The organism is Sorangium aterium (assembly GCF_028368935.1).
Taxonomy (GTDB): Bacteria; Myxococcota_A; Polyangia; order Polyangiales; family Polyangiaceae; genus Sorangium; species Sorangium atrum.
The window spans coordinates 680,315-707,064 of record NZ_JAQNDK010000006.1; the positions used below are offsets into that span (position 1 = coordinate 680,315).

A 26,750-nucleotide genomic window follows, 5' to 3' on the forward strand; every position below is an offset into this window, starting at 1 on the left:
TTCAGGCGCTCGATCGTCGGCGCTAGGCCATGGCGGTCGAGAGTCGGTTGAGCACCAGATCGAAGACGTCCGCGTTCGACAGCGCGCTCGGCCGGCCGCGCGCGGCGTCCTCGTCCTCCTTGGCCGCTTCAGCGCCGAGGAGCCACGCGCGCTCTCCGGGCCGGAGCGGGTGGCTCGCGAGGATCGGCACCTCCGCCTCGTGCAGGCCGCCGTGCGACCTGAGCCCGCGCTGCACGGCGGAGAGGTCGTGGTAGGCCGCGCTCTTGCCGAGCACCGTGTGCCGATCGCCGAGGATCACGAGGTCGCCGATCCGATCCGGCGGCAGCGCGAAGCGCTGCGCGGCCTCCTCCCGGCTCAGGACGAGCTCCAGGCCCGGGATCAGCGCCAGGATCTGAGCGGCGCGCGCGCCGTCGTCCGGCGCGCCGAGGTACACGGTCGCGTAGGACCCGAGCGCGCCGTGGTGCACGACGTACGGGTCGGTGATCGGCAGGATCACGCGGAAGCCCGAGAGGCCGGCCTCGCGCAGCGCGTCGTCCAGGTAGCGCACGTTCGGCGAGCCGTCCTCCGCGGTCTTGTCGTTCATGCCGTGATCCGCGGTGATGCCGCAGACGAAGCCGGCGTCGAGGTACTCGCCGAAGAGGGCGTCGAAGCGGGCGTAGAACCGATCGGACATCGGTCCGCGCGGCGGCTCCTTGTGCTGCACGTAGTCGGTCAGCGACACGTAGAGCAGCGTGGCCGAGAGCCGCTCGTGGAGCGCGAGGCCCATTTCCATGGCGTAGTGGGAGATGTCCCAGTCGTAGATCGACGGGTTCTCGCGGCCGACCGCGGCGGTGATCGAGCCGATCCCGTGCTCCGGGATGGCCTGCTCGTGCGCCTTCTCCGCCGACAGCGAGATCGGGCGAGGGCCCCCCTCGCGGCACGCGCCGAGGAGCGCGCGGAGCTTGTCCTTGGCCGTGACGCAGAGGGTCCTGACGCCCGCCTGCTCCATCTTCTCGAAGAGCGTCGGCACCCGCAGGAACCGGGGATCGTTCATCGGCACCTCCTCCCCCGTGGCGGCGTCGAGGTAGTAGTTGCCCGAGATGCCGTGCACGCACGGCGGCTGGCCGGTCACGATGGACACGTTGTTCGGGTTCGTGAAGCTGGGGACCTGGCCTCGGCCGCGCACGTACAGGCCGCCGGCGGCGAGCGTGCCCGCGAGCCGCGGCATCAGCCCGTCCGCGAGCGCCTGGTCGAGGTACTCCGGCCCGCAGCCGTCGACGCAGAACACCACCGTCTTGCGCGCGGGCAGCGCGTAGCGCCGATCGCCGAGTTCGATCATGCCGAACGCTGACACGCAGCGCGCGGGCCGAGAAGGGCCGACGCTGCGCCGCCACGGGCGCTCCTCCGCCTCGAACGGCGGGCAGGGGGCGGCGATGCGTCAGTAGCCCGGCCAGGGATCGGCCGGCTTCGGAGGCGCCGGGACCGGCCGCTTGAAGCACATCACGCCTGCGTCGAGCGCCACGAGCTCCCAGCCGCCCTCGCCCCGCGCCTTGGCGATGGCGCGGGCTTCGTCCACGCCGTGCGTCTGCTCGCAGTCCTGCTCCCACCGCGGCGGGGGGACGCTCGGCATAAGCACCTGGGCGCGCACTCGCCCCGTCGCGAGCGCGACGGCCGCTCCCACCACCAGACCGCCCAGCACGAGCACGACCCTCTTGTCCATGGCGTCGGGGACATCGTGGTCCGCGCCGGGCAGGAGCGTCAAGCGACGCTCCGAGGACGTTCGGCACGCCCGGCAGGATTCGAACCTGCGACCCGCGGCTTAGAAGGCCGCTGCTCTATCCAGCTGAGCTACGGGCGCTTGGACGACAAGCGCATCTCTCGTACTGCATCGCGGACGCGGAATCGAGCGTTACGAGCGTTACGAGCGTTACGAGCGCCGGTGGGCGCGGGGAACCCCCACGCGACGTCCGCTCAGGTCGACGCATCGAGGCGTCGGACCTGCTCGCCGGTCCGGCCGTAACGCCGCTGTCGCCGGCTGTAGGTCGCGACCGCCTCATCGAACGTCGCCTCGGTGAAATCGGGCCAGAGCGTGTCGGTGAAGAACAGCTCCGCGTACGCGGCCTCGAAGAGCAGGAAGTCGCTGAGCCGCTTCTCTCCGCCGGTGCGGATGATGAGATCGGGATCCGGCATCGAGCTGGTCGTCAGGAAGTTCCGGAGCGACTTCTCGTTGATCTCCTCCGGGATGACCAGCCCGGCCCGCGCGCGGACCGCGAGCGCGCGCATGGCGTTCGCCATGTCGCGGCGACCGCCGTAGCTCAGCGCGAGCGCCAGGGTCATCTCGGTGCCCCCGGCGGTGTCCTCCACGAGCTTCTCCATCGCGCGTCGCGTCGGCGTCGGGATGTCCTCGAGATCGCCGACCACCTGCACCGCGATCCCTCGACGGATCAGCTCGTCGTGCTCCCCCTCGGCGAACTCCTGGCAGATGCGCATCAGCGCGTCGATCTCGTCCTTGGGCCTCGACCAGTTCGCCACGCTGAACGCGTAGAGCGTGAGGTACGGGATGCCGCGATCGCGGCAGGCGCGCACCGAGAGGCGCACGGCCTGCGCCCCGTGCCGGTGCCCCTGCATGCGGGGCAGCCCCCGCGCCGCCGCCCAGCGGCCATTGCCATCGAGGATGATCGCGACGTGCTTGGGGAGATTGCTGGACGTCATGGGCTTTCCTGGGTGGGGACGACGAAAGACTCTGCGCCGAGCATGGGCGCGGTAGGGGGGCCGACGGTGATGCGATTGTGGAGGTTCTGTGGAGGATGACGCAGGGGAGCTCAAGGCGCTCCGCCGACTCTGACAGTAGCGCGAGCGCTTTGACACGCGCACGCGCACGCGCTCGCTCGCCCGAAGACCACCGGCGCGCCTTCGCACCATCGATCCGGCGCGCTGTCAAACCGAGGAAACCTCCCGGAAACCAAAAGGGTTGCCGGGGAGGGCAGCATGGCGAGAGAGCTCATCCTTTCACAGGATCAGGCCCCCGGCAGCGAGAGCTTGAACTCGACCTCGGGCGGCCCGCGGTGGGTGCACTCGGCCGAGCCGCTGTGGGCCTCGGCGATCGCCTTCACGATCGCGAGGCCGAGGCCGGTGCCGCCCCGGTCGGCGCGGGTCGTCACGAAGCGGCGGAAGAGGCGGCCCGCGACGTGTCGCCCGATCTCGCCGCGGTTGCGGATCGAGATGGCGACCTGTCCGCCCACGCGAGACACGGCGATCTGGACGGGGGCCGCGGCGTCGCCGTGTGTGCGCGCGTTGTCGAGCAGGTTGTCGAGGGCGCGCGACAGCCACTGCTCGTCGCCGCGCACCGCCGCCGAGCTCGGCGCGTCGAGCTCGACGCGGCTGCCGCGCTCTCGCGCCCGCGCCGCGGCGGCCTCCGCGATCGCGACCAGGTCGACCACCGCGGCCTGCTCCACGCCGCGCGCCTCGAGGCGCGCGAGCGACAGGAGCTCCCCGAGGAGCGCCTCGATCCGCGTGGTCGCCTCGCGGATGCGCGCGACGAAGCGGGCGGCCTCCTCGGGGTCGTCGAGCGCGCCCTCGGAGAGCACCTCGGCGCTCGCGCGGATCGCGGCGACGGGGTTCTTGAGCTCGTGCGAGAGATCCGCGGCGAACGTCTCGACGAAGGGGCGGCCCTCGATCTGCCGCCGCATCGAGTCGATGGCGCGCGTCAGCCGCTGGACCTCGCGGCCCTGGGCGGGCGGCGTCGCCGCGCGCACCTCGCCCTCGCTCACGCGCACCGCGAACTCGGTGAGCGCCTCGATCGGGGTCGCGATGGTGCGGCCGATCAGGAACGACGAGATCGCGGCCGCGGCGCCGAGCACCGTGCTGATCACGAGGATCGGCGGGGCGAAGTCGGCGACCATCCGCTGCACGACGATCGTCGGCTTCACGACCTGCACGCTGCCGACGCGCTGGCCGCCGACCTCGATGGGCGCGGTCACGAAGACGGTCCCGGGCTCGCCCGGCGAGGCGCCGCGCGCCCGGAGCACGCGGCCCTCGGGATCGAGCAGCGCGATGCTCTGGGCGGTCGGGCCCTCGGCCTCGCCGTCGAGCGCGCGCACGGCCGCGAGATCGACGCCGCGCACCTCCATCTCCATCGCGGCCACGGCGGCGAACGCGGCCGCCTCGTCGCGCGCGCTGCCCTCGGCGAGCAGCGTCGCGCGCGCCTCGATGCGATCGATGACGAGCAGCCCGAGCCCGAACGCGAACGCGCCGACGATGCCGCCGAGCGCGATGAAGATCTGCATCCGGATGCTCATCCCCGCCGTCCGGGCGCGGACGAGGCGGGAGGCGAACAGCGCGACGAGCAGGATGAGCGAGACCGCCGCCGCCGCGGTGACGACGAGGCGCAGCATGCGTCAACCGCCGCCTTCCGCGGGGCCCGGCTTGTCCGCGACGCGGTAGCCGACGCCGCGCACCGTCTCGATGAGGTCGGCGTCGCCGCCGGCCTCGACGACCTTCTTCCGGAGCCCCTTCACGTGCGAGTCGATGGTCCGGTCGGTGATCGCGAACCCGTCGCCCCAGACGCGATCGATGAGCTGCGCGCGCGTGAAGACCCTGCCCGGCGCGGCGAGCATGCAGGCGAGCAGATCGAACTCGACGCGGGTGAGGTCGACCTTCTGGCCGCTCACGTACGCGCGCCGCGTGGCCTCGTCGACGACGAGCGGCAGCGGCGCCGGCGCGGCGGCGGACGGCGAGGGCCGCGCGGCCCGGCGCAGGACGGCCCGCACCCGCGCCACGATCTCCCGCGGTGAGAACGGCTTGGTGACGTAGTCGTCGGCGCCGGTCTCGAGCGCGGCGACGCGGTCGGCCTCGCCGTCGCGGCTCGACAGGACGATGATCGCGGCGCGCGCCGCGCTCCGCCGCGCCTGGCCGATCAGGTCGAAGCCGCTGCCGTCGGGGAGCATGAGATCGAGGATGATGAGGTCGGCGTTGTCGATCTCCCGCTCCGCGGCCGCGAGCGTGGTGGCGACGGTGGCCGCGAACCCGTCGCGGCGCAGGAAGTAGGCGATCGACTCGGCGATGGCCGGCTCATCCTCGACGACCAGGACCTTGGCCATGATCGGGGAGCCTAGAACGGCGCGGCGGACGCGTCGACAGGGCTGGTCGGCGGGCCGGGCCGGGCCGGCCCCGCCCCTGCGGGCGCTCGCGGGCGTCGCGATCGCCGCGTTCGCGCGCGCTCAGGCGTGCGGGATCGCCGCGTTGACGAGCTCGCGCACGACGCCGAGCAGCCGCTCGTAGTGCTCGGGGATGGGCCGCAGGCCGGCGCAGTGAACGACGAGCCCGCCAGGGCGGAGCTCGAGGTGGCCCTGGAAGCCGTGGCGGGCGAGGAGCTTGCGCAGCCGCGGATGGAACGCGCCTGCGGCCTCGCGCTGGGAGGCGGCGAAGGTCGTCACGTGGGCGTCCCAGAGCGCATCGTCGAGGGTGACCCGGGGCGGGGGAGCGCTCTCGATGAAGGCGACGCGCGTCAGAAAGTGCTCGCCGACGCGCATCGAGGCGCGGCGCTGGAGCGCCGGGTGCGCCGCGAAGCCGAGCAGCGTCCGCTCGAGGGGCTCGCTTTCGCCCTCGGCGTACCAGGGCTCGGCGATCACCGCGTGCCCGGGGTTCGCCGTCCACGTGCACGCGGACAGGTAGGCGGAGGGGGGCGCGATCGTGTCGTAGGGCTCCCAGCGGCGGAACCAGGCCTCGTCAGGGTGCGCGGTGAAGGCGAGGCGGCGCCGGGCAGCCCACGCCGCGATGTGCTCGGATCCCAGCGGAGGCGGCATGGATGGCGAGGTTAGTCCGCGCGGCGTCGCCTCGGAAGCCTCCGGCGCCACGCGACCGCGAGCGCTCCGGCGCCGAGCGAGAGCCAGGACAGCGCGCCAGCGGCCGCGCCGTTCCCGGGCGCGTCGCAGGAGCATCGGCCGTAGACGCCGACCGTCGTCGAGGTCGACTCGTCGTCGTCGTCGCCCAGCGGGCCGTCAGCGCCTCCGTGCCCTGCGGTCGTGATGGGCGCGCCGCCGGCGTCACCGGTGTCGCCGCCGCTCCCGTCTGCGCCGCGGCCGCCCGTGCCGCCGCCTTCACCGCCTTCACCGCCGCTCCCGCCTCGACCGCCGCCGCCGCCATCGCCGCCTGTGCCGCCGCCGCCGCCCGTCTCGCCGCCGTCGTCCGCGCAGCGCGTAAGATGGAGGGGACGCTTGCGCGTGCAGTCCGTCGGCGATGCGCAGCGGGGATCGGCGAGCGCCGGCGGCGCGCCTGTGCCGCCGATCTCGCCCAGGTCAGGGTAGGCGACCTCGGTCTTCTCCCACCGTCCCCCTGTGTGCTCCATCCAGCCGAACACCCGCTCCTGGTACGGAACGGCGCCGCCGATCGCCGGGTCGTAGACGCCGCGGCCCGCGTCGTAGTTGGGGTTGTTCGGGTTGTTGACGTACGCGAGCCCGTTGTAGGCCCACACGGCGCTGTACCAGTGCTCGATGAACGCGGGTTGCCGGTCGCCGATGCAGCGCGTGGCCCTCCACTTCATGGCCAGGATCTGGGTGCCGGTGGCCGCGTTGTAGGTCGGCTCCGCGGCCACGCGGCGCGGATCGAAATCCGGGCTGTCGCCGCTCCGCATGCCGCTCGTGATCTGCGAGGCGCCGTAGCCGCAGTCGAAGGAGATGATCGTCCTCGAGCTCCCCCCCGCCTGGTCCATGGGCCGGTCCGGCGCGCAGAACTGCTGCCACCCCGACTCCTGCATGGCGATCGCCTTGATCAGCTCGCAGGGGAACGTGGCGGGAACGTCGCGCCGCGCCTCGGGCAGATCGCAGCCCTGACCGAGGTTGAAGGCCGCCGGGCCGGCGTCGCCCCAGCCCGCGGGGCCCCGCGAGACGCGGTCGAAGATGGCGTTCCACTCCGCGACGGAGGGGTTGATCCCGGGCACGGCCTCGATCGCGCAGCCGCGATCGTTGTACGCGCTCGACGCCGTGAAGCAGGGGCAGTACGCGGCGCGCGCGGCCGGCGCGACCAGCGCGGCCGCGGAGAGCGCCGCGGGGATCAGGAGAAGGCGGCCCGTCACGGCTCCTCCTTCGCGGAGGTGAAGCCGGCGACGGCGATGCGCGCTCCGGGGGGCGCAGGGATCGTGGCGACCTCGCCGCTCTCCACGCGGATCGCGAAGGGGACGGCGAACGCGGACGGGTTCGTGTGCAGCGCCGCCACCCACGCCGCGTCCTGCGAGACGGCCTGGATGGCGTCGATGCCGGGGCCGAGCGGGCTGCGGACCGTGGCGCGCGCGCCGATGACGAATAAGCCGGTGGCGCGCTCGGGCGTGTACGCGAGCCCTCCGCCCGGCCAGGCATACGGTGCGAGGCCGTGGCTCGCGCTCGCCTCGAGCCGGGTGCGCTTGCCATAGGTGAGATCGAGCCGATCGATGACCCACGTGCCGGGGTCGGTCTCGTGCCGCTCCTGGAACACGAGCGCGCCCGCCGCGGCGTCGATCGAGAAATCCCGAGCGAACGGCGGGATCGACGGGGCGATCACCCGCGCCGCGCCGGAGTCGGGGTCCACGAGGACGATGTCGGCCGACGCCGGGGAGACGCGGTAGAGGACGAGCTCGCCCTTCCACTCGCCGGCGAGGAAGGCGAGGTGGCCCGTGTATCGGTGCACGGCGCGGATCGCGCCGGTGGCGAGGTCGACCTCGTCGATGGTGAGCGCGTCGACCCGGAGCTGCGCGGGGTCGTTGTCGGGCTGCGGCTCCGGGCCGGCGACGCCGCGCGAGACGAAGACGCGCCCCGCGGCGGTGACGAGCGGGCGGCTCGCGTGGACCACGCCGTCGCAGAGCGCGACGGGCTCTGCGCCCGGCTGGATCCGGAAGAGGGTCGCGTTGAACGAGCGGTCGCGGGACGGGCTCGTCTCGGCGGTCGCGACCACGAGCCGCGTTCGCGGGACGACGCGGGCCCGGACCACGGCGTCGCTCAGGTGCCGGAGCGTGGCGAGCGCGGGACCGGCCTTGGCGCCGCCGACCGGCGCGATGTGGAGCGTGGTCCGGGACGCCCCCGGAGGCGTCGCGAGGATCGCAACGCTGGGGGGAGAGGAGGGAGCAGTGGGCGCGGCGGGCGCCGCGACGGCCGTGGGCACGAGGAGACGGCCGACCCGCGAGATCGCGGGCGCAGGGGCACCGCCATCGGCGAGCACCGCCGTCATCGTACCCGTGAGCGCGGCGAGCAGCGCGCAGGGGAGCGCGATCCTGTTCAGGCGGCGCCGAGTCAGGGGCGAGCGGGCGTAGGAGCTGAAACGCACGACAGGAGAGTAGACGATGCGCCGGTGAGCGCCCGCTCGCGGGGCGGCGCTCGCTCGCCAGCCTCAGCCTTCTCGCCGTCGCGTGCGGCCGATGCGCCCGGTCACGCCGCCGTCGCGCCCAGCCGGAGGCGACGGCTCGCCAGGGAGCAGGCCCTCAGAAGCGGCCGGCCATGCCGAGCCCGGCCGCGCCTGGTCCAGCGACCGGCGTCAGCTGGATCTTGCTGGGCCACGGCTGGTTGAACCCGAGCTCCCAGATGAGGCCACCGGCGACGCCGGCGGCGCCCAACCCGAGGAGCACGCCGCCGACGGTCGCGTGCGTGCGCCCCCGATTGCCCTGCTTGGCCGTGTCCTGCGTGCAGTCCTGGCGCGACGGGCAACGGTCCTCGGCGGCGCCGATATCGGCGAAGCCGCTCGAGGTCAGGATCCCGCCGACCAGCAGCGTGACGACGCCGGCGCCCGTCGCGACCCACGGCGTATAGCCGTAGGGAGGCTGCGGCGGAGGCTCCTCCTTGGGGCGGTCCGGGATCGCCGAGGCGGTGGGGGCCGTCGGGAGCACCGGCGGCGCCGACGCGGACGCGCTCGCGCTGGCGCTCGGCGCCGGCCGGAGGGCGTTCTTGAGGTTCTGGATCTTGTCCTGGATCGTCTGCGCGTCGCTCGCGTCCGGCGTGCGGGCCAGGTACGTCTCCAGCGCCGTGATCGCCTCGCCCCGCTCGCCCTTCTTCTCGTAGGCGTTGGCGATGTTGATCAGCACGCCGTGCGCCGAGCAGTCGAGCTGGTAAGCGTCCTTCCAGTACTGGATGGCGCGATCGTAGTCAGCGCGCTCGTAGAACTGCGTGGCGGCCTTGTGCGCCCCCTTGGCGCCTTCGAGGTCGGCGGCGGTCGCCGTGCGGTAGCACTCGGGGTACTCGATGGCCGGATCTCCTGCTAAGGCCAACCCCGCGGCGAGGAATATCCCCGCGCCGAGACCGACCAGCCAAGTCCGAGACACACGCATCCGAGCCGCCCTCCGCGAGAAGTGGCCGCAGCATACTGATCCGCTTCGCCGGCAGCGAGAAAAAGGAATCATTGCCGACCTCGAGGCAATGCGTTCGGCCTTGCGACCGGCGTGGCGAACGCCGGGCGAAGCGGCGGGCAGGGGAACGGGGCCAGGAGCGCCGCCCTCGCGCCTGCGCGGCGCGAGGGCGGCCGACGCGGCCGACGCGGCCGAGCGGAACGTCGAGGGACGGTCCCGGCGCTTGCTTGGTTTCCGGTTCTGCTAGTCTCGCCCGGTGATGCTCCCCGAAAAGAAGCAGATCCTCGTCGTGGATGACGAGGCGAACCTCCGGCGCGTCCTCAGCGCCCAGCTCGGCCGGGATGGCTACGAGGTCCACACCGCCGAAGATGGCGAGGAGGGGCTCGCGTTCCTGAAGGAGCACCACATCGACCTGGTCATCACCGATCTCCGGATGCCCAAGGTCGACGGCATGGACCTGCTCCGCGCCGCGCTCCGCGACGACCCGTCGCGGCCTGTGGTGCTGCTCACGGCGCACGGGACCGTGGACAACGCCGTCGAGGCGCTCAAGACGGGCGCGTTCGACTACATCACGAAGCCGTTCGATCAGAACGAGGTGCGCGTCGTCGTGAAGAAGGCGCTCCGCACCCGCGATCTCGCGAGCGCGGACGCGACGCGGGACGTCTCCGCGGCGCTGCCCCGGGGGGGCTCCGACCGGTTCGGCATCATCGGCGAGAGCCCGCCCATCCAGGAGCTCTACGCGATCCTCGAGCGGGTCGCCGACACGCCGACCACGGTGCTCATCAGCGGCGAGAGCGGCACCGGGAAGGAGCTCGTCGCGCGGGCGCTGCACGAGAACTCCAGCCGCCGCGACCGGCCGTTCATCAAGGTCAACTGCGCGGCCATCCCGAAGGACCTCATGGAGTCGGAGCTCTTCGGCTACGAGCGCGGGGCCTTCACCGGCGCGGTCGCCTCCAAGCCGGGGCGCTTCGAGCTCGCCTCCGGCGGGACGCTCTTCCTCGACGAGATCGGCGAGATCCCGAACGAGATGCAGGTGAAGCTCCTGCGCGTCCTGCAGGAGAGCGAGTTCGAGCGCGTCGGGGGCATCAAGACCATCCACGTCGACGTCCGGCTCGTCGCCGCCACCAACCGCGACCTCAAGCGGGAGATCGCGGCGGGCACGTTCCGGGAAGACCTCTTCTACCGGCTCAACGTCGTCCCGATCGCGCTCCCCGCGCTGCGCGACCGGAGGAGCGACATCCCCCACCTCTGCGCCCACTTCGTCGCGAAGTTCAACGCGCGCCTCAAGAAGAGCATCGAGGGCATCGAGCCCGAGGCGCTCGAGCGCCTGGCCTCGCACGCCTGGCCGGGCAACATCCGCGAGCTCGAGAACGTCGTCGAGCGGGCGCTGCTCTTCGCCGACGGCGCGCGCATCCGCCTCGACGACCTGCCGGAGGAGATCCGCAGCGGCGCCGCGCCTCTGCCCGGCGCGTCGCTGCCGCTCGCGGCCGCCGCCGCGGACACCTCCGCCGCGCCGTCGACGCCCGACGGCCTCAAGGAGCAGGTGAAGGCGGCGATGAGCAAGCTCGAGCGCGACCTCATCGAGCGCGCCCTCAAGCAGACGCACGGCAACGTCACCCACGCCGCGCGGCTCCTCAAGATCTCGCGCAAGGGGCTCCAGCTCAAGATGAAGGAGCTGAACCTCCGCGAGCGCGACGCCGAGTGAGCCCGTGGGCCTCGGCGAGCAGCGCTCCGTCCGCGCACCGGGCCGCGCGCCAGGGGGGAAGGCCCTCGCCGCCGCCGCCTCGCTCGCCGGCCTCCTCGCGGCCTCTCCCGGCTGCGATCGCGGCGGCGCCCCGCCGGGCGCGGACGCCGATCTCGACGCCGCCCCGCCCTGGGACGTGAGCCAGAACGAGCCGGAGCCGCGCCCCGGCATGGCGTGGATCCCGAAGGGCGTGCTCATCGCGGGCACGCCGCCGGACCGGCTGCCGCGCATCGCCGACGAGGAGATGGCGGGCGCGCAGGTCGTGATGCACGGCTTCTACATCGACATCTTCTCGTACCCCAACGAGGTCGGCGCGATCCCGACCACGAACATCGCGCAGGACGAGGCGCGCGCGCTGTGCGAGGCGCAGGGCAAGCGCCTCTGCACGGAGCTCGAGATCGAGCGGGCCTGCAAGGGGCCGGACAACACCACGTACGAGTACGGCGACACGTACAAGGCGCCGGTCTGCGCGACCGGCCAGAGCCGGGTCCTGACGCCCAACGGGGTGAACGCCGGGTGCGTGAGCGCGTTCGGGGTGCACGATCTCCATGGCGGCGTGTGGACCTGGACATCGAGCCAGTGGCAGCGGGACAGCGGCAAGCCGGGGCTCGTCACGCTGCGCGGAGGCAACGGGCCGGCGGGCGAGCTCGTCGGGCGATGCGCCCACGGGCGCGGCGCCAAGCCGGACACGCGCCGCCCCGAGGTCGGCGTCCGCTGCTGCGCCGGCGAGGTGAACAGCTTCGAGGTGGTGCTCGATGTGACGCGCGATCGTCCGCTCCGGCTGGAGCCGCTGGTCGACCCGCGCGCGGCGGCGCAGCTCGCAGAGCTCGCGCCGGAGGAGGCGCGCAACGCGCCCCGGGCCGGGTCGGCCGCGGGGGCGTTCAGCGTGGACCGCACGTGGACCTGGCACCCCCGGGGCAACGAGGAGCTCGTGCTCGGCGGCGGCTGCGCGCGGCCGGCCGGGGTGAACGGGGCGCCGCGCAGCCGTGCCAAGCGCGCGAAGCGGGCGCGCCCGGGCGACGGGACGACGTGCGGGCTCCTCGTCGCCCGGATGCGCATGAGCGCGCCGGCGCTGCTCGCGTTCGTCCCGTCGGATCTCTGGGAGCCAACGATCGGCGAGACGGACTCGCCGCGCGAGCTCTTCCTGTACGGCGGCGATGCGCTGGGCGCCTTCCGCCGCCGAATCACCTACGAGTGGGGCAAGATCGGCGTCGCCGACAAGGAGCGCAAGCGCAAGCACAAGGGGCGCCGCGGGCTCTCGTACGACTGAGGCCCCTCGGCCCCGCGCGGCGCGCGCCGGGGCTCGCAGTCGCGACGGCTGGCGCTGGCGCGCGGCGGCACCACATTCCGGCGGCGCGCTCCGGCCCGTGGCACATTCGGCTTGCGCCCGGGCGCCTGGAAGGGCAGCGCTAGCAGCGCGCGTCGCCGCCCCGCGCCGTCCGCGCGCTCCCTCCGATGACCAGCCCGCACGACCCCGAACCGCGCGACGCGCCGAGCAAGCGTCCGGACGATCCCGCGCGGCGGCGCGCGGCTGCGCGGCGCTCGCTGCGCGCAGCCGTGGCGCTCGGCTGCGCGCGGCTCCGCGGCGCGCGCGGCGGGCGGCTCGGCCTCGCCATGGCGGCGCTCATCTCGCTGGGGTGCGGCGTCACGGCGCTCGTGCTCCGGCTGGACGACGGGACGACCTCGCTGGAGGGGCTGCTCGGATCCGCGGCGCGCGGGCTCGCGTGGGCGGCCGCTGGCCCCATCGCCCTCGCGGCGGCGCACGATCGCCCGGGGGCCGACCGCCGCGACGGCATCGAGGCGCTCGCCGCCGCGCGGGGGATCTCGCGGGCCGTGCTCCACGGCGTCCGCAGCCTCGCCGCGATGCTCGAGGTCGCGCGCGTCGTCGCGCTCCCGCTGGCCGCGCTCTCGGTGCTCGCGGCGCTCCTCTCCGGCTCGCTGCTGCTCGGCCTCCAGCACCTCGCGTTCGGCGCCGCGCTCGCCCTGTTCGGCGTGGTCTCCGGTGTGACGCTCGGCGGCCTCGCCGCGGCGAGCGGCCGCGTCGCCGGGGCGCGGGGGCGCGCCCTGTTCCTGGCGCTGACCCTCGTCCCCTGGGGGCTCGCCGATCTCGCCGGCGACTCGAGGTGGTCGATCCCGGGAGCGCTCGGCGCGTTCCTCTCCTTTGCGGCCCGCTCGGCCGAAGGCCCCGCAGGATGAGCCCGGACGCGCCCGTCGTGGTGCTCGAGGGCGTGCGCGCGCGCGACGGCGCCGGCGAGGAAGGGCGCCCTCGCGGGGGCCTCTCCGGCCTGTCGTTGGCGCTCGGCCCGGGCGTGCACGCGGTGCTCGGCGCCCCGGAGGACGGGACGCTCGCCCTCGCGGAGGTGCTCGCAGGGCGCGCGGCGCCCCTCGCCGGCCGCGTCCTCGTGGCGGGGCGCGACCCGCGCCGGAGCGCGGCGACGCGGGCGCAGATCGGCGTCCTTGCCGCCACGCCGGAGCTGCCCGACGGCGCGTCGGTGGCGTCCTGCATATCGGTCGCGCTCCGGGCCCGCGGCGCGCCCGCGATCGGCGCCGCGGCGCTCCTCGAGCCGCTCGGCGTGGCGCCGCTCCTCGCCCGCCGCGCCGCCTCGCTGAGCTTCTCCGAGGCCCGGGCGGTCGAGCTGTCGCTTGCCCTCGGGGTGCCGCGGCCGCTCCTGCTCTGCCTCGTCGAGCCGTTCGCCGACGTCGCCGTGCCGTCTCCGGAGCCGGTCCGAGAGCGCCTGCGCGCCCTCGCGGCAGCTGGCGCCTGCGTCGTGCTCGTCACGTCCTCGACCGTCGACGCGATCTCCCTCGCCGACCGCATCCACGTGCTCGATCGCGGCGTCATCGCGCGAACCGAGCCCGGCGCCGGCGAGCGCCTCGCCGCCGCCCCGGGCGCCGCCCCACCGGATGCGGGGCGGCCCGAGGTCGAGATCCACGTGCTCGTCCACGAGCGGGCGCCCGACGCGCCCGGCGCTCGCGCGCTCGCCGCGGCGCTCGCGAGCGCTCCCGCCGTGCGCGCGGGCGCATGGGAGCAGGGGCCGGCGGAGGCGTCGTCGACGCTGCGGATCCGGGCCGCGGACAGGGATGCGGCCGCGCTCGCGATCCTGGATGCGGCCGCGAGGGAGGACGTCACGCTCATCGCGATCTCCTCGCCGCCCCCGTCGATGCACGACGTGCGGGCGGCGACCGCGCTGCACCTGGCCGCCGTTCGCTCGCGCCGGCCCTTCGGCGCACCTGCGATCGAGGGCGCTGCCCCGCTGCCGGGCGCGCCCCAGGGGCCGTTCGCCGTGGCGGCCTTCGACGCACCGGCGCCGCCCGGCCCGGCAGCGCCGCCCAGCCGGCCGTCGGACGGCCCGTCCGCGCCCGCTGGCGAGCCGTTGTCGGCGCCCGGTGATGCCGCTTTCGGCGGACGGATCGGGGCCGACCCGCCGGGGGCCGACGGTTCGCCGCGCGCCGCGGAGACAGGACGCCACGATGGTGGGTGAGAGCGCATCGAGCGCCGCTGCGCGGCCGCTGCCTCCCGCGGAAGGGGGGGCCGAGCGGGGCGGGCCCGCGCTGACGGCGGTCCGCCTCGGGATGGAGATGACCCTGAGCCGCCTCCGCGCGCGGCGCCCGCTGCTGGCGTTCGGGCTCGGCGCCGCGCTCGCGCTCGCGGCCGCGGTCATCGAGGTCGCGTTCGGGTCTTCCGGGGCCGTGGACCGGGCGCTGCTCTCCACGTTCCGCCTCGCCACGCCGCTCACGATCTTCGCCCTCGCCGCCGACGCCGCCGATCGCACAACGCTGCGCGACGCGGCCTGGCCGGTGGCCCGCTTCGGCGCCCCGTCCCACCATGTCGCGCTCGGCATCGCCCTGGCCACGGCCCTCGCTTCCGCCCTCGTGGGAGCGCTGCTCGCCGCCGTCGTCGTCGCCGTCGCCCATGGTCCCGGCGCTGCGCCATTCGTCCGAGACATGCTCGTCAGTGGGTGGATCGGCGCGCTCACCGGAGCCGCCTACGCTGGCTGGTTCTCGCTCGGCGCGACCTTTTTCCGGCGCGGCGTCGGTCGCTTCGTGCCGCTCGCGGTCGATCTCCTGCTCGGTGGCTCGGCCGGGGTGATCGGCGCACTGTTGCCCCGAGGCAACGCCGTCAACCTCCTCGGCGGCCCGTCGCCGCTCGGGCTCGGGCAGCCCGCGAGCGCCGCCCTGCTCGCGTCGAGCGCCCTCGTCCTCGCGCTCGCCGCGGCGGCTCGCTGCAGGGAATAGCGCGCGGGCCGGGGCGGCGGGGCTCAGCTCGCCTTGCCCCGACCGGCTGCTTGACGTTCACGGCGATGGCGCGAGCGGCGCAAGAGGGATGGCTTCATCCGCTCGTTCACGTACTCTTCGGGGAATGACTCAGGAGCACGGGGACGACGAGGCCACCAAGGCGGTCAACGCGCCTCGATCGGTCCTGCTCGTCGGCTCGTCCGAGGCGCTGGCGGCGCGCTGCAGGGGGATGTGCCTGCGGGCTCGCGTCATGCTCATCGTCGAGAGCGACCTCGCGGCGCTGACGAACACGGCCGTGGAGCGGAAGCCGCTCGCGCTCTTGTTCCCCGACGACATCTACGCCTTCGACAGCGCGGAGTTCGACGCCTTGGCGCGCGACATCCAGGCCGCGGTGGTGACCCTCGAGCCAGGCGTCACGGACGAGGTCATCGAGGCGCGGCTCGCGGAGGCGCTGCTCCGGGCCGAGCTCCTCCGGCAGCCCGAGCCGTCGTCGAGCCGCTACGTGCTCGTGCCCGACGGCCCCCGCCGCTCCAAGCGCCGCTGACCGGCGCGCCCTTGCATGACGACGAAAAGGAGCTCCATCCGATGAGCGAGCTGCACCTCGATCCGAACGCGTCCCGCCTGACGATCCACACCCGAGCCGTGGGGATGCTCGCGCGCCTGGCGCACGACCTCGAGATCACGGCGTCCGAGCTGCGCGGTCGGGCGCGTCTCGACGGCGAGTCATGGACCGCCGAGCTCGAGATCCCCGTGGCCAGGCTCTCCGTCGCGGGGGTCCTGCGCGGCGATCGCGTCGATCCCGACGCGCTCTCCGCGGGAGATCGCGGCGACATCGAGCGGCGCCTGCGCGGCGAGGTGCTCGGGGGGACCGAGATCGTGACGGTGCGCGCCTCGGGAGCCACGCGTGACCGCGCCGAGGTGCGCGTCCAGGTCGCCTCGGGGAGCGCCGCCCTGGTGGCGCGGCTCTCCTCGCGCGATCGCGGCGACGGAGCGATCGGGGTGACGGGCACCTGTCAGCTGTCGATGGCTGCGCTCGGCGTGCGGGAGGTGAAGGGGCCGCTCGGCGCCTTCAAGGTGCGGGACGAGCTCGACGTCCTCTTCGATCTCACTCTGCGTCCGGCGGGCTAGGCGGCTCGGACGGGAGCTCGGGCGCCGCTTCGCCGCGCGGGCAGGCGCCGTGGACCTGGTAGGGCTTGCCGGCGAGCCGCTTCGCGAGCGAGGCCCCGCGCCAGGCGACGTACGCCTTGTTGAAGTCGAGCAGCTGGTCGGGGGCGAAGTAGGGGTTCTTCGTCTTGCCCAGCGTGACCAGCGTGAGCACCTGCTCCGCCACGCTCACGGGGCAGCCCTCGAGCCGGAGGGTGGTCTCGTTCCGGGCCATCGCGAGCTTGGTCGTCACCTTCACCATCTTCGCGAGGACGTCGTCGTGCTTCGCTGTGTAGGGGTCCCGCGCGCTCCGCTCCCGGTACAGGCTCTCGATGCTGACCAGCTGATCGCCGATCTTCCCTTTGTACGTCGCGCAGTCGCCGATGAAGATCACCTTCTCGCCCGGCTTCGCGTCGATGGGGCCGTCGTAGGCGCCGAACACGACGTGCATCCGCGGCATCTTCGCGTCGCACTCCTTGTCGTACTCGCGCAGGATCTCGATCGCCTCCTCGATGGCCCCTGGACAGCCGCCCCAGCAGTAGTCGGTGCGCTCGGGCTCGGGCGGAGAGCCCGCGTAGGCCGTGATGTTCGTGCCCTCGAAGTACTTCTCGACGCGGACGAGGCCCACCTTGAACCCCTTGGCCTTGTGCTTCGCCTCCTCGAGCGTCACGTCCCCCGCGATCTCGATGTCGCCGAGATCCATCGGGCCGAAGCCGCGCTCCGACGCCAGGCGGATGTGCTCGACGCTCCTCGGATCGACGCCGATGATCTGGCAGCAGACCGAGTCGAACGCGACCTGGTTGTTCCCCATGATGATGAGGCCCAGGTCGAACGGCGAGGGCGTGAGCATCCGGCCCTCGCCGGCGGTGATGGCGTCGATCGCGATGAACTGCGGCTGCACGATGTACTGGAGGTCGGCGACCTTCTCGTTCAGCCGGTGATCGTGATCGATGAGCCTGTGCCGATCGTCCTGGATCCCGATGTAGTTCTTCATCGAGAAGGTCACCGTGGTCCAGGGGTGCGATTTGAACTTGGGGCAGTTCACGAAGAAGTCGGCCCTCGCGACGGGCTCCGGCGTGAACACGTAGTCGCGCAGCCGGCCCTCGTGCGTGAGCGGGATCTCGACCTGCTGCTCTTCCTCGAAGTGGTAGTGCTTGACCCCGGTCCGGCGGAACATCGGGTAATAGCCGGCGCTCTCGTACGTCATGCGGGTCGGGAGCGTGATGCCGCACCGCTCCCCGACGGCGAGCTCTCTCACGCGCCCGTCGTCGCGATCCTTGAGCGCGCCGATCACCCCCTCGACGAACTCGGGCCGCGTGTACGCGTGCGGAAAGTGCGCGCCCGACGCGACGACGTTGGGCTTGATGAGCGTCCGGCCATGCGGGCGCAGCGAGAGCTCTTCGAGACCGCTGCGCACGATGCTGCGGATCTTCGCAACGTCATACGTCGAGCAGCGGCGCAGAATTACACGAGGGCGCGACGTAATTTTCATAGAAAGCCAGCGTATGGGTCGCGCTGAGCCATCGCAACTCTGGCCGCCGGACGAGCCACGCCGCGTTGCCCATGCAGAACGGCGTGGCGTTCGCTGCTGGACGGATCGTCGTGGCTCAGCCCGTGCGTTCGCCGCCGACGAGCCGCGCCAGCTCGGCGCGGACCTCGCGCGTCGCATCGATGAGCCGGCCTTCGAGCTCGTAGGTACGCTCACCGGGCGCTGCGCCGTTGGGCTCGGTGGGTGTGCGCAGGCGGCACCGGGCGACCTTCACCCGGATCGCCGTCCCCGTCGCTTGCAGCGAGCCCTCCACGCGCGCTCCGGGCGCCGAGGAGGCGGTCGAGTGGAGCCGCACGCGATCGCCGTCGAGCTCGACGAGCTCCGCCTCGCCGCCCTTGGACCAGGTGAGGTGCGATGTCATTCCGGCCTCCGCAGCCCGGCGCTCCGCCCGCGGGCGGCGCCGCCGCGGGCCCGCTCGATCGCCGCGCGGGCTTCGCGGGCGGCGTCCTTCTCTTTCAGGCTCTCGCGCTTGTCGACGGTCTTCTTCCCCTTCGCGAGGGCGATCTCGACCTTCACGCGGCCGTGCTTGAAATAGAGGCGGGTCGCGATCACGGTCATGCCCTCCCGCTCCACGCTCTTGCGGATCGTCTCGATCTCGCTCTCGTGCAGCAGCAGCTTGCGCGGGCGCTTCGCCTCGTGCCCGAAGGCGGCGCCGGGCATCACGGGGATGTTGACCCCCTTCAGGAACGCCTCTCCGTTCTCGATGGCGCACCAGCTGTCGGTGAGCTCGGCCGCGCCTTCGCGGAGCATCTTCACCTCGCTGCCGAGCAGCACCAACCCTGCCTCGAACCGATCGTCGAGGGTGTAGTCGAACGTCGCGCGCTTGTTGCGCACGATGAGCTTCTCCCCCTCTCGCTCTTTCTCTTTGCCAGCGCGGCTCACGCGGCCGCATAGCGCGCGCGCCGCCGCCTGTCCACACCGCTTCACGGGGCGGCGCGAGCGCGCCGCGGCTGCGCGCCGCTTCGCGCGGCGCGTCCCGCTGCGGTGGCGGCGTCATCGCTTGACGCCGATCGCCGCCGCTCGTCCAATGGTCCTTTCGCACGACCTGCCGTCGGCCTGGAGGACTCAGTGAATCGCGGACTGCGCTTTTCGGCCTGGCTCGGGGCGATCGTGGTCAGCTCTGCGCTGCTCCCCGCGTGCAGCTGCAGCTGCGGCGTCGCCGCGGACGGCGGCACCGTGGGCGGCGATGGGGGGTGGGGCGGCGACGGGCAAGGCGGCGACGGGCGGGGCGGCGGCGACGGGCAGGGCGGCGGCGATGGGCAGGGCGGCGACGGGCGGGGCGGCGGCGATGGGCAGGGCGGCGACGGGCGGGGCGGGGGCACGCAGACTCCCAGGCGCCTCGGGGCGACCGAGACGGTGACGGCCGGCGAGGTCGCGAGGAGCTCGCGCTACCGCATGGTGTTCACGCTCGGCCAGCCGACGCAGAACCAGGGCACGTCGACCTCACCCAAGGTTCGGATGCGAGGAGGGCTCATCGGAGCCAACGGGAGCTTGCCATGACGAGGAGCTGGTGATGCGGACGTCGATGATCGCGCGATGCATGACGGCATCCGCCCTGGCGGCGGGCGCGGTCATGGGCGCAGGGACCGCGGCTGCGGCGGTTCCGGCGACCATCACCCATCAGGGCCGGCTCTACGACGAGCGCGACGCGCCCATCAGCGCGACGCTCGATGTCGTGTTCGCCCTTTACGACGAGCGCGACGCTTCGACGCCCTTGTGGAGCGAGGTCCACTCGATCACGTTCGAGGACGGCTTCTTCTCGGTGCGCCTCGGCTCGATCGTCCCGTTCGAGGGAGCGATCTTCGACGGCGCCGAGCGGTACCTCGGCATCACCGTCGGTGACGATGTCGAGCTGGAGCCACGCGCGACGGTCGCGAGCGTTCCGTATGCGCTGCTTGCCGGCAATGTGAACGGCGACATCACGCCGACCTCGGTCACGGTGAACACCACGAGCGGCAACACGCTGGTGCTCGGCGAACGCGGGGTCATCGTGAACGGCGTCCTCGTGATCGACGAGAACGGCGAGTGGGTCGGCTCGCCGGCGGGGCTTCAGGGACCGCAAGGGCTGCCTGGGCCGATCGGTCCTGCCGGTGTAGCAGGCCCGCCTGGACCGACGGGCCCGGAGGGGAGGGTCGGTGCGACCGGGCCTGCGGGTGCTGCGGGTCCGACAGGGCCGGCCGGGCCGCCTGGAGCGGTCGGGCCAACGGGCGCCGCAGGTCCCATCGGGCTCACGGGGCCGGAAGGCGCGGCTGGCCCTAGAGGGCCGGAGGGCGCGGCAGGGCCCGCAGGTCCCATCGGGCCCACGGGGCCAGCAGGTCCGATGGGACCAGAGGGCCTGGTGGGCCCGATGGGGCCAGAGGGGCCGAGGGGACCAGAGGGGCCGGAGGGCCCGATGGGGCCAGAGGGGCCGATGGGCCCGAGGGGACCAGAAGGCCCGGAGGGCGCGATGGGGCCGGAGGGGCCGATGGGCCCGAGGGGACCAGATGGCCCGGAGGGCGCGATGGGACCGGAGGGGCCGATGGGCCCGAGGGGACCAGAAGGCCCGGTGGGCGCGATGGGACCGGAGGGGCCAATGGGCCCGCTCGGGCCCGAGGGGCCGATCGGTCCGATGGGACCAGCGGGTCCTGCCGGTTCGATAGGACCAGCGGGCCCTACCGGCCCGCAGGGATCCGTGGGCCCTACCGGCCCGCAGGGACCCGTGGGCCCTACCGGTCCGCAGGGACCACGCGGGTTTACCGGTCCTGCTGGTCCGACCGGGCCCCAGGGGGTCGTGCTGACGTTGACGGTCCAGGGCGTCGGTCCGTACTCCTCCCTGCCGGCCGGGAAGCCTGTCGACTTTTTCGGACCGACAGCGTTGGTGGCGGTCTCGTCGACGAGCCAGTCCATCTACGCGACCGCGCATCGGTACCTGGGCACAGACGGCTCGCCCGCGGACACCCTCAAGCTCTACATGTGCTACCAGCGGGTTCGTTCCGGGCCGTCTGGCACGGTGCTCGACGAGGTCCAGGCGGTCGGCCTCGGTATGGCAGGCGGCCGGCTTCCCGCGGAGACCCGCGTCTCCTTCGGGCTCAGCGCCGTCATCACCGGCCTCGCCGCGGGCACCTACAACATCGGGATGTGCGGCCAGACCTTCAGCCCGAACTGGACCAGCAACGACTACGGCTACCTCTCGATCGTCCTCGTCAACGGCTAGCCGCAGCGCCTGCCGGGCGCGCCCGAGCGTCGTGCGCACCCCGCCCCCGGGTCCCTCGCCACGTGCCCTGATAATTCGACGGCGCAGAACGCAATGCTGCGGCGCGCTCGGTCGGCGCGCCCCCCTCGTACGATCGTCCGCGACGATGGGCTGAAAGGGGGCTAAACACTCGCGGTTTTCACGCGGGCGTGTCCACTCCGGACGGCGTCCCCGCGGGTTCACCCTACCGCGCCTCCTATGCACTCGATCTCTCTCCGCGGCGCCCGCACGCACAACCTCCAGGGCATCGACCTCGATTTCCGGCCCGGCGAGCTCGTGGCCATCGCTGGCGTCTCGGGCGCCGGCAAATCGTCGCTCGCGCTCGATACGCTCTATTCCGAGGGACAGCGCCGGTTCGTCGAGAGCTTCAGCCCGTACGCTCGCCAGTTCCTCGAGCGGCTCGAGCGGCCGCCGATCGACGCGCTCGAGCCGGTGGCGGCCGGCGTCGCCGTCGATCGACGCGCGCCGGTCAAGAGCTCGCGGTCGACCGTCGCCACGATGGCCGACCTCGAGCCGTATTTCTGCGCGCTCTTCGCGCGCGAGGCGGTGCCTGTCTGCCCGTCCTGCGAGGTGCCGGCGGCGCGGACCGATCCGGCGCGCGCGGCCGACCTCGCCGCGAGCGCGCACGAGGGGGCGACCGCGCTCGTCACGTACCCGATCCCGGTCGCCGGAACCGAGCGGTTCCTCGACGTGCGCGAGTCGCTGCTCGCCGCCGGCTACCGGCGCCTCCTCGTCCGCGGCGAGGCGCGCGACATCGACACCGTGGCGCCGTCCGAGGCGATGAGCGGCGTCGACAAGGTCGAGGTCATCGTCGATCGCGTCCGGGTCGCCCCCCGAGAGCGCCGGCGCCTCGGCGCCGCCATCGAGGAGGCGTGGAAGGGCAGCGGGGGCGACGCCTCGCTCCACCTGCAGCGCAAGGCCGACGAGCAGGTCGGCCAGGGGGCGGGGCCCACGCGGCTCCGGCTCGTGCGCGGGCTCGCCTGCCCCTCGTGCGCGCGCGCCTTCGATCCGCCGCGCCCCGGGCTGTTCTCGTACCAGTCCCCGACCGGCGCGTGCCCCTCGTGCCGCGGCTTCGGCCGCACGCTCGGCATCGATTACGACAAGGTGATCCCGGACGCCTCGAAGTCGATCGCGGGCGGCGCGATCCGGCCCTGGAACGGCCGCTCGACGACGTGGGAGCGGAAGCTGCTCCGCGCGTTCTGCGAGCGGAAGGGCATCCGCACCGACAAGCCGTGGCGCGACCTCTCCGACGCGCAGCGCGCGCTCGTGCTCGAGGGGGAGGGCTCATGGACCCAGGGGAAGTACCCCGGGGTGAAGGCCTGGTTCCGCTGGCTCGAGACGCGCACGTACAAGATGCACGTCCGCGTGCTGCTCGCGCGCTACCGCACCTACGACGTGTGCGTCGCGTGCAACGGCAAGCGGCTCTCCCCCGAGTCGCTCCTCTACCGCGTCGGCGGCCTGGATCTCGCCGCCTGGCACGAGCTCGAGCTCCGCGACGCCCGCGCGCGCCTCGAGGCCGAGCGCCCCCAGACGGGCCAGGGGGAGATGGCGCGCCGCGAGCTCATCGCGCGGCTCGGGTACCTCGAGCGGGTCGGGCTGGGCTACCTCTCGCTCGCCCGCCAGGCGCGTACGCTCTCCGGCGGCGAAGCGCAGCGCGTCGCGCTCACCGCGGCGCTCGGCACGTCGCTGACGGGCGCGCTCTTCGTGCTCGACGAGCCGACGGTCGGGCTGCACCCGACGGACATCCCGCCGCTCATCGCGGCCATGCGCGAGCTCGCCGATCGCGGCAACGCCGTGCTCGTCATCGAGCACGAGCCCCTCGTCGTCCGGGCGAGCGATCGCGTCGTCGAGCTCGGCCCCGGCGCGGGCAAGCAGGGCGGGCGCGTCACCTTCGACGGCCCGCCCGACGGGCTCGCCGCGCGCGGCCCGCTGGCGCCGGCGCGCGCGGAGCGCCGGGCGCCGAGCGGGAAGATCACGATCCACGGCGCTCGCGAGAACAACCTCCGCGACGTCACGGTCGACGTGCCGCTCGGCGTCGTCGTGGCGATCACGGGGCCGAGCGGCTCGGGCAAGAGCACGCTGGTGAACGACGTGCTCTACCGGCACGTCGCGAGGGCGCGCGGCTACAAGGACGTCGAGGCGCCCGGCCTGTACAGGCGCATCGAGGGCACGGCCGACATCCGCACCGTCACGCTCGTCGACCAGGCGCCGCTGGGGCGCACCTCGCGGGGCAACCCTGCCACCTACACCGGCGCGTGGAACCGGATCCGCGCGCTCTTCGCCGAGCAACCGGAGGCGTCGGCGCGGGATCTCGGGCCCGGCCACTTCTCGTTCAACGTCGCGCTCGGGCGCTGCGAGGCGTGCGCGGGCGAGGGGAGCGAGACGATCGAGATGCAGTTCCTCGCCGACGTGTCGCTGACCTGCCCGACCTGCAAGGGCAAGCGGTTCCGCGACGAGGTGCTCGAGGTGAAGCTCGACGGCCGCTCGGTCGCCGACGTGCTCGACCTCTCGATCGACGAGGCGTTCGAGGTCTTCATGGGGCAGCCCGCGGTCCGGCGGGCGCTCGCGCCGCTCAAGCAGCTCGGCCTCGGCTACCTCACGCTCGGCCAGCCGCTCTCGACGCTCTCCGGCGGTGAGGCGCAGCGGCTGAAGATCGCGCGCGCGCTCGGCGAGCCCTGCGCGGGCGCGCTCTTCCTCCTCGACGAGCCGAGCGCCGGCCTTCACCCCGAGGAGGTGACGCACCTCAACGCCGCGCTCTCCGTGCTCGTGGCCGAGGGCGCGTCCGTGATCGTCGTCGATCACGATCTCGACGTCATCGCCGCGGCGGATTGGGTCGTCGATCTCGGCCCGGGCGCGGGCAGCGAGGGCGGGAGCGTCGTCGCCGAGGGGACGCCCGAGGCGGTGGCCAGGACGGCGACGCGGACCGGCGTCTCGCTGGCGGAGTGGTTCGCGCAGCGGGGCGACGGCGGCGCTCGGCGTCCGCGGCGCGGTGCGGCGGCGGCCCCTGCGGCCCCGAAGCCCGGCAAGCGCGGCGGCGCCGCCGCGCGCGCGTCGCTCGACCGGGGGCGGATCGAGGTCGAGGGCGCCCGCGAGCACAACCTCGCCGAGGTCTCGACCGTGATCCCGCACGGCGAGATCGTCGTCGTCACCGGCCCGAGCGGCTCTGGCAAGAGCACGCTCGCGTTCGACGTGGTCTTCGCCGAGGGCCAGCGGCGCTTCCTCGAGACGCTGACCCCCTACGCGCGCCAGTTCCTCCCCACGCTGCCGCGGCCGGACGTCGATCGCGTCACCGGCGTCCCCCCCTCGATCGCGCTCGAGCAGCGCACAACGCGCTCCGGCGCCAACTCGACCGTCGCGACCGTGACCGAGATCGCGCACTACCTGCGGCTGCTCTACGCCAAGGTCGGCGAGGCGCGCTGCCCGGACTGCGACGTGCCGATCGAGGCGCGATCGCCGGACGAGGTCTACCGCTCGCTCGTCTCGACGCGCGGCGCGCGGACGCTCCTCGCCCCCGCCGTCGTGGCGCGCAAGGGGACGTACCTCGACGTCTTCACCGCCGCCGCCCGGGCCGGCATCACCCGCGCGCTCGCCGACGGCGAGCCGTGCGCGACCGACAGCCCTCCTCGCCTCGACAAGCGCCGCGAGCACTCGATCGATCTCGTGATGTACGAGGGGCGCATGGACGGGCTGGATCGCGCCCTCTTCGATCGCGCCCTCTCGTTCGGTCGCGGCGCGGTCAAGCTCGTCGGCGGCCGCGGCGGAGAGCAGCTGCTCTCCACGACGCGCACGTGCCCGCGCTGCGGTGTCGGTGTCCCGGAGCTCGATCCTCGCTGGTTCTCCTTCAACACGAAGCAGGGCCGCTGCGCGTCGTGCGAGGGGACGGGCGCCTCGGACTTCGACGACGACGCGCTCGCGACGCCCGACCCGTGCGAGGACTGCGGCGGCTCGCGCCTCGCGCCGATCCCGCGCGCGGTCCGGCTCGCCGGAGAGCGTTACCACCAGGCGTCGGGCCGCTCGGTCGCGGCCGCGGCCGCGTGGGCGAGGGGGCTACAGTTCACGGGCGATCGCGCGCTGATCGCCGAGGCGCCGCACAAGGAGCTCTGCCGCCGGCTCGACTTCGTCTGCGAGGTGGGCCTCGGCTACCTCACGCTCGATCGGCGCGCGGCCACCCTCTCGGGCGGCGAGATGCAGCGCCTGCGGCTCGCGGCGCAGCTCGGCAGCGGCCTCACCGGGGCGCTGTACGTCCTCGACGAGCCGACCATCGGCCTGCACCCGCGCGACACCGACCGGCTGCTCGGCAACCTCCGGAGGCTCGCCAGCATGGGGAGCACCGTGCTCATGGTGGAGCACGACGCCGACACGATCCGCGCGGCGGATCACCTGATCGACCTCGGCCCCTCGGGCGGGCGCAAAGGCGGCCGGATCGTCGCGGCGGGGCCGTCGCGCGCGGTGCTCGCGAACCCCGACTCGCCGACCGCCCGAGCGCTCGCCGGCGAGGACGCGCTGCTCAGCGCGCGCCCGGCGCGCCCTCAGGTGCGCGAGCAGATCGAGCTCCTCGGCGCCCGCGCGCACAACCTCCAGGGGGACACGCTCCGCATCCCCGCGGGGCGGATGACGGTGATCGCCGGCGTGTCCGGCTCGGGGAAGAGCACGCTGATCCAGAAGGTGCTCTACCCCGCCGCGCGCCGCGCGCTGAAGCTGGAGGCGCCCGAGCCGGGACCGCACAAGGCGCTGCGGCTGCCGAAGGGCATCCTGCGGGCGGTGGCCGTCGATCAGTCGCCCATCGGGCGGACGCCGCGCTCGATCCCCGCGACGTTCCTTGGCGTCTGGGACGAGGTCCGCAAGCTCTACGCTGCCTGCCCCGACGCGCAGGTGCGCGGCTACGGCCCTGCGCGGTTCTCCTTCAACACGGCCTCCGGCGGGCGGTGCCCCGCGTGCGAGGGGCAGGGCGTCATCGCGCACGAGATGTCGTTCTTGCCGGACGTGACCACGCCGTGCGAGGCGTGCGGCGGCGCGCGCTTCGAGCCGGCGACGCTCGACGTGCGCTACCTCGGCCTGTCCGTCGGCGAGCTCCTGGATCTCACCGCGGAGGAGGCCGTCGAGGTCTTCGCGGCCCACCCGAAGATCCGCGCCCCGCTCTCGACGATGTGCGATCTCGGCGTGGGCTATCTCCACATCGGGCAGGGTTCGCACACGCTCTCGGGCGGCGAAGCCCAGCGTCTCAAGCTCGCGGCGGAGCTGACGGCCGGCGCGCGGCCGAAGCCCACGCTGTATGTGCTCGACGAGCCAACGACCGGCTTGCATCTGGCGGACGTGACGCGCCTGGTCCGCGTGCTCGATCGCCTCGTCGAGCGCGGCGACACGCTGGTGATCATCGAGCACCACCCGGCGGTCATCGCGTGCGCGGATCACGTGGTGGAGCTCGGCCCGGAGGGCGGCGCCGGCGGCGGGCGCATCGTGGCGGAGGGCACCCCGCGCGAGGTGGCGCGTCAGCCGACGGCGACGGGCGAGGTGCTAAAGCGGATCTTCGCGAAGGCTACCTGAGCGGGCGCGCCGCGCGAAC

The 26,750-nt window shown here is 73.7% G+C and carries 22 protein-coding genes and 1 tRNA gene; 10 read left to right on the top strand and 13 right to left on the bottom strand.

Annotation, left to right across the window (positions count from 1 at the left end; genetic code table 11):
* Positions 1-22: 22 nt before the first annotated feature.
* From phnA to POL72_RS46645, 10 genes are all read right to left on the bottom strand, one after another.
* Positions 23-1,318: a phosphonoacetate hydrolase gene (phnA, locus tag POL72_RS46600; RefSeq protein ID WP_272103454.1), complete on the bottom strand. Its 1,296-nt coding sequence runs from the start codon at positions 1,316-1,318 to the stop codon at positions 23-25.
* 99 nt (positions 1,319-1,417) lie between these two features.
* Complete coding sequence (locus POL72_RS46605) at positions 1,418-1,741, bottom strand: hypothetical protein (protein ID WP_272103456.1); 324 nt, start codon at positions 1,739-1,741, stop codon at positions 1,418-1,420.
* A 22-nt stretch (positions 1,742-1,763) separates the two neighbouring features.
* A tRNA-Arg gene (locus POL72_RS46610) sits at positions 1,764-1,837 on the bottom strand.
* Between the two features lie 113 nt (positions 1,838-1,950).
* A complete protein-coding gene (gene uppS, locus POL72_RS46615; RefSeq protein WP_272103457.1) occupies positions 1,951-2,691 on the bottom strand; it encodes a polyprenyl diphosphate synthase in 741 nt (246 codons plus the stop codon).
* Positions 2,692-2,996: 305 nt separating this feature from the next.
* Complete coding sequence (locus tag POL72_RS46620) at positions 2,997-4,373, bottom strand: histidine kinase dimerization/phospho-acceptor domain-containing protein (protein WP_272103459.1); 1,377 nt, start codon at positions 4,371-4,373, stop codon at positions 2,997-2,999.
* Positions 4,374-4,376: 3 nt separating this feature from the next.
* Positions 4,377-5,078 (bottom strand): winged helix-turn-helix domain-containing protein, encoded by a 702-nt coding sequence (locus POL72_RS46625; protein ID WP_272103461.1) that lies wholly within the window; start codon positions 5,076-5,078, stop codon positions 4,377-4,379.
* Between the two features lie 120 nt (positions 5,079-5,198).
* Entirely contained in the window at positions 5,199-5,783 is a 585-nt protein-coding gene (locus tag POL72_RS46630; protein WP_272103463.1) for a hypothetical protein, read from the bottom strand.
* Positions 5,784-5,794: 11 nt separating this feature from the next.
* Positions 5,795-7,051, bottom strand: a complete 1,257-nt coding sequence (locus POL72_RS46635; protein ID WP_272103465.1) for a hypothetical protein — start codon at positions 7,049-7,051, stop codon at positions 5,795-5,797.
* A complete protein-coding gene (locus POL72_RS46640) occupies positions 7,048-8,271 on the bottom strand; it encodes a hypothetical protein (protein WP_272103467.1) in 1,224 nt (407 codons plus the stop codon). The genes POL72_RS46635 and POL72_RS46640 overlap by 4 nt, the downstream gene beginning before the upstream one ends.
* A gap of 154 nt (positions 8,272-8,425) precedes the next feature.
* Entirely contained in the window at positions 8,426-9,205 is a 780-nt protein-coding gene (locus tag POL72_RS46645; RefSeq protein WP_272103468.1) for a tetratricopeptide repeat protein, read from the bottom strand.
* A 337-nt stretch (positions 9,206-9,542) separates the two neighbouring features.
* On the opposite strand from POL72_RS46645, the gene POL72_RS46650 reads away from it, so the two are divergent.
* From POL72_RS46650 to POL72_RS46680, 7 genes are all read left to right on the top strand, one after another.
* Entirely contained in the window at positions 9,543-10,988 is a 1,446-nt protein-coding gene (locus POL72_RS46650) for a sigma-54-dependent transcriptional regulator (protein WP_272103875.1), read from the top strand.
* Between the two features lie 4 nt (positions 10,989-10,992).
* Positions 10,993-12,297 (top strand): formylglycine-generating enzyme family protein, encoded by a 1,305-nt coding sequence (locus tag POL72_RS46655; protein ID WP_272103469.1) that lies wholly within the window; start codon positions 10,993-10,995, stop codon positions 12,295-12,297.
* Between the two features lie 185 nt (positions 12,298-12,482).
* The gene (locus POL72_RS46660; protein WP_272103470.1) at positions 12,483-13,223 is read left to right on the top strand and encodes a hypothetical protein; all 741 of its coding nucleotides are present in this window, start codon (positions 12,483-12,485) and stop codon (positions 13,221-13,223) included.
* Entirely contained in the window at positions 13,220-14,509 is a 1,290-nt protein-coding gene (locus POL72_RS46665) for a P-loop NTPase family protein (RefSeq protein ID WP_272103471.1), read from the top strand. Before POL72_RS46660 ends, POL72_RS46665 begins: the two co-directional genes overlap by 4 nt.
* Entirely contained in the window at positions 14,499-15,263 is a 765-nt protein-coding gene (locus POL72_RS46670) for a hypothetical protein (protein WP_272103473.1), read from the top strand. The genes POL72_RS46665 and POL72_RS46670 overlap by 11 nt, the downstream gene beginning before the upstream one ends.
* A 124-nt stretch (positions 15,264-15,387) precedes the next feature.
* Complete coding sequence (locus POL72_RS46675; RefSeq protein ID WP_272103474.1) at positions 15,388-15,807, top strand: hypothetical protein; 420 nt, start codon at positions 15,388-15,390, stop codon at positions 15,805-15,807.
* Between the two features lie 41 nt (positions 15,808-15,848).
* Positions 15,849-16,391, top strand: a complete 543-nt coding sequence (locus POL72_RS46680; RefSeq protein WP_272103475.1) for a hypothetical protein — start codon at positions 15,849-15,851, stop codon at positions 16,389-16,391.
* On the opposite strand, the gene POL72_RS46685 is transcribed toward POL72_RS46680, so the two are convergent.
* From POL72_RS46685 to smpB, 3 genes are all read right to left on the bottom strand, one after another.
* Positions 16,369-17,823: a DUF362 domain-containing protein gene (locus tag POL72_RS46685; RefSeq protein WP_272103476.1), complete on the bottom strand. Its 1,455-nt coding sequence runs from the start codon at positions 17,821-17,823 to the stop codon at positions 16,369-16,371. The genes POL72_RS46680 and POL72_RS46685 overlap by 23 nt on opposite strands.
* Before the next feature lie 190 nt (positions 17,824-18,013).
* A complete protein-coding gene (locus POL72_RS46690; RefSeq protein ID WP_272103478.1) occupies positions 18,014-18,316 on the bottom strand; it encodes a hypothetical protein in 303 nt (100 codons plus the stop codon).
* Entirely contained in the window at positions 18,313-18,837 is a 525-nt protein-coding gene (smpB, locus tag POL72_RS46695) for an SsrA-binding protein SmpB (protein ID WP_272103479.1), read from the bottom strand. The genes POL72_RS46690 and smpB overlap by 4 nt, the downstream gene beginning before the upstream one ends.
* Before the next feature lie 186 nt (positions 18,838-19,023).
* Between smpB and POL72_RS46700 the strand changes: the two genes are divergently transcribed.
* The 3 genes from POL72_RS46700 (at position 19,024) to uvrA (ending at position 26,731) form a co-directional block, all read left to right on the top strand.
* Positions 19,024-19,455, top strand: coding sequence for a hypothetical protein (locus tag POL72_RS46700; RefSeq protein WP_272103481.1), 432 nt, complete (start codon positions 19,024-19,026; stop codon positions 19,453-19,455).
* A gap of 40 nt (positions 19,456-19,495) precedes the next feature.
* Positions 19,496-21,148 carry a DUF8740 domain-containing protein gene (locus POL72_RS46705; RefSeq protein WP_272103483.1) on the top strand — a complete coding sequence of 551 codons (1,653 nt, stop codon included), beginning with the start codon at positions 19,496-19,498 and terminating at the stop codon, positions 21,146-21,148.
* A gap of 237 nt (positions 21,149-21,385) precedes the next feature.
* Positions 21,386-26,731, top strand: coding sequence for an excinuclease ABC subunit UvrA (gene uvrA / locus POL72_RS46710; RefSeq protein WP_272103485.1), 5,346 nt, complete (start codon positions 21,386-21,388; stop codon positions 26,729-26,731).
* Positions 26,732-26,750: the final 19 nt, after the last annotated feature.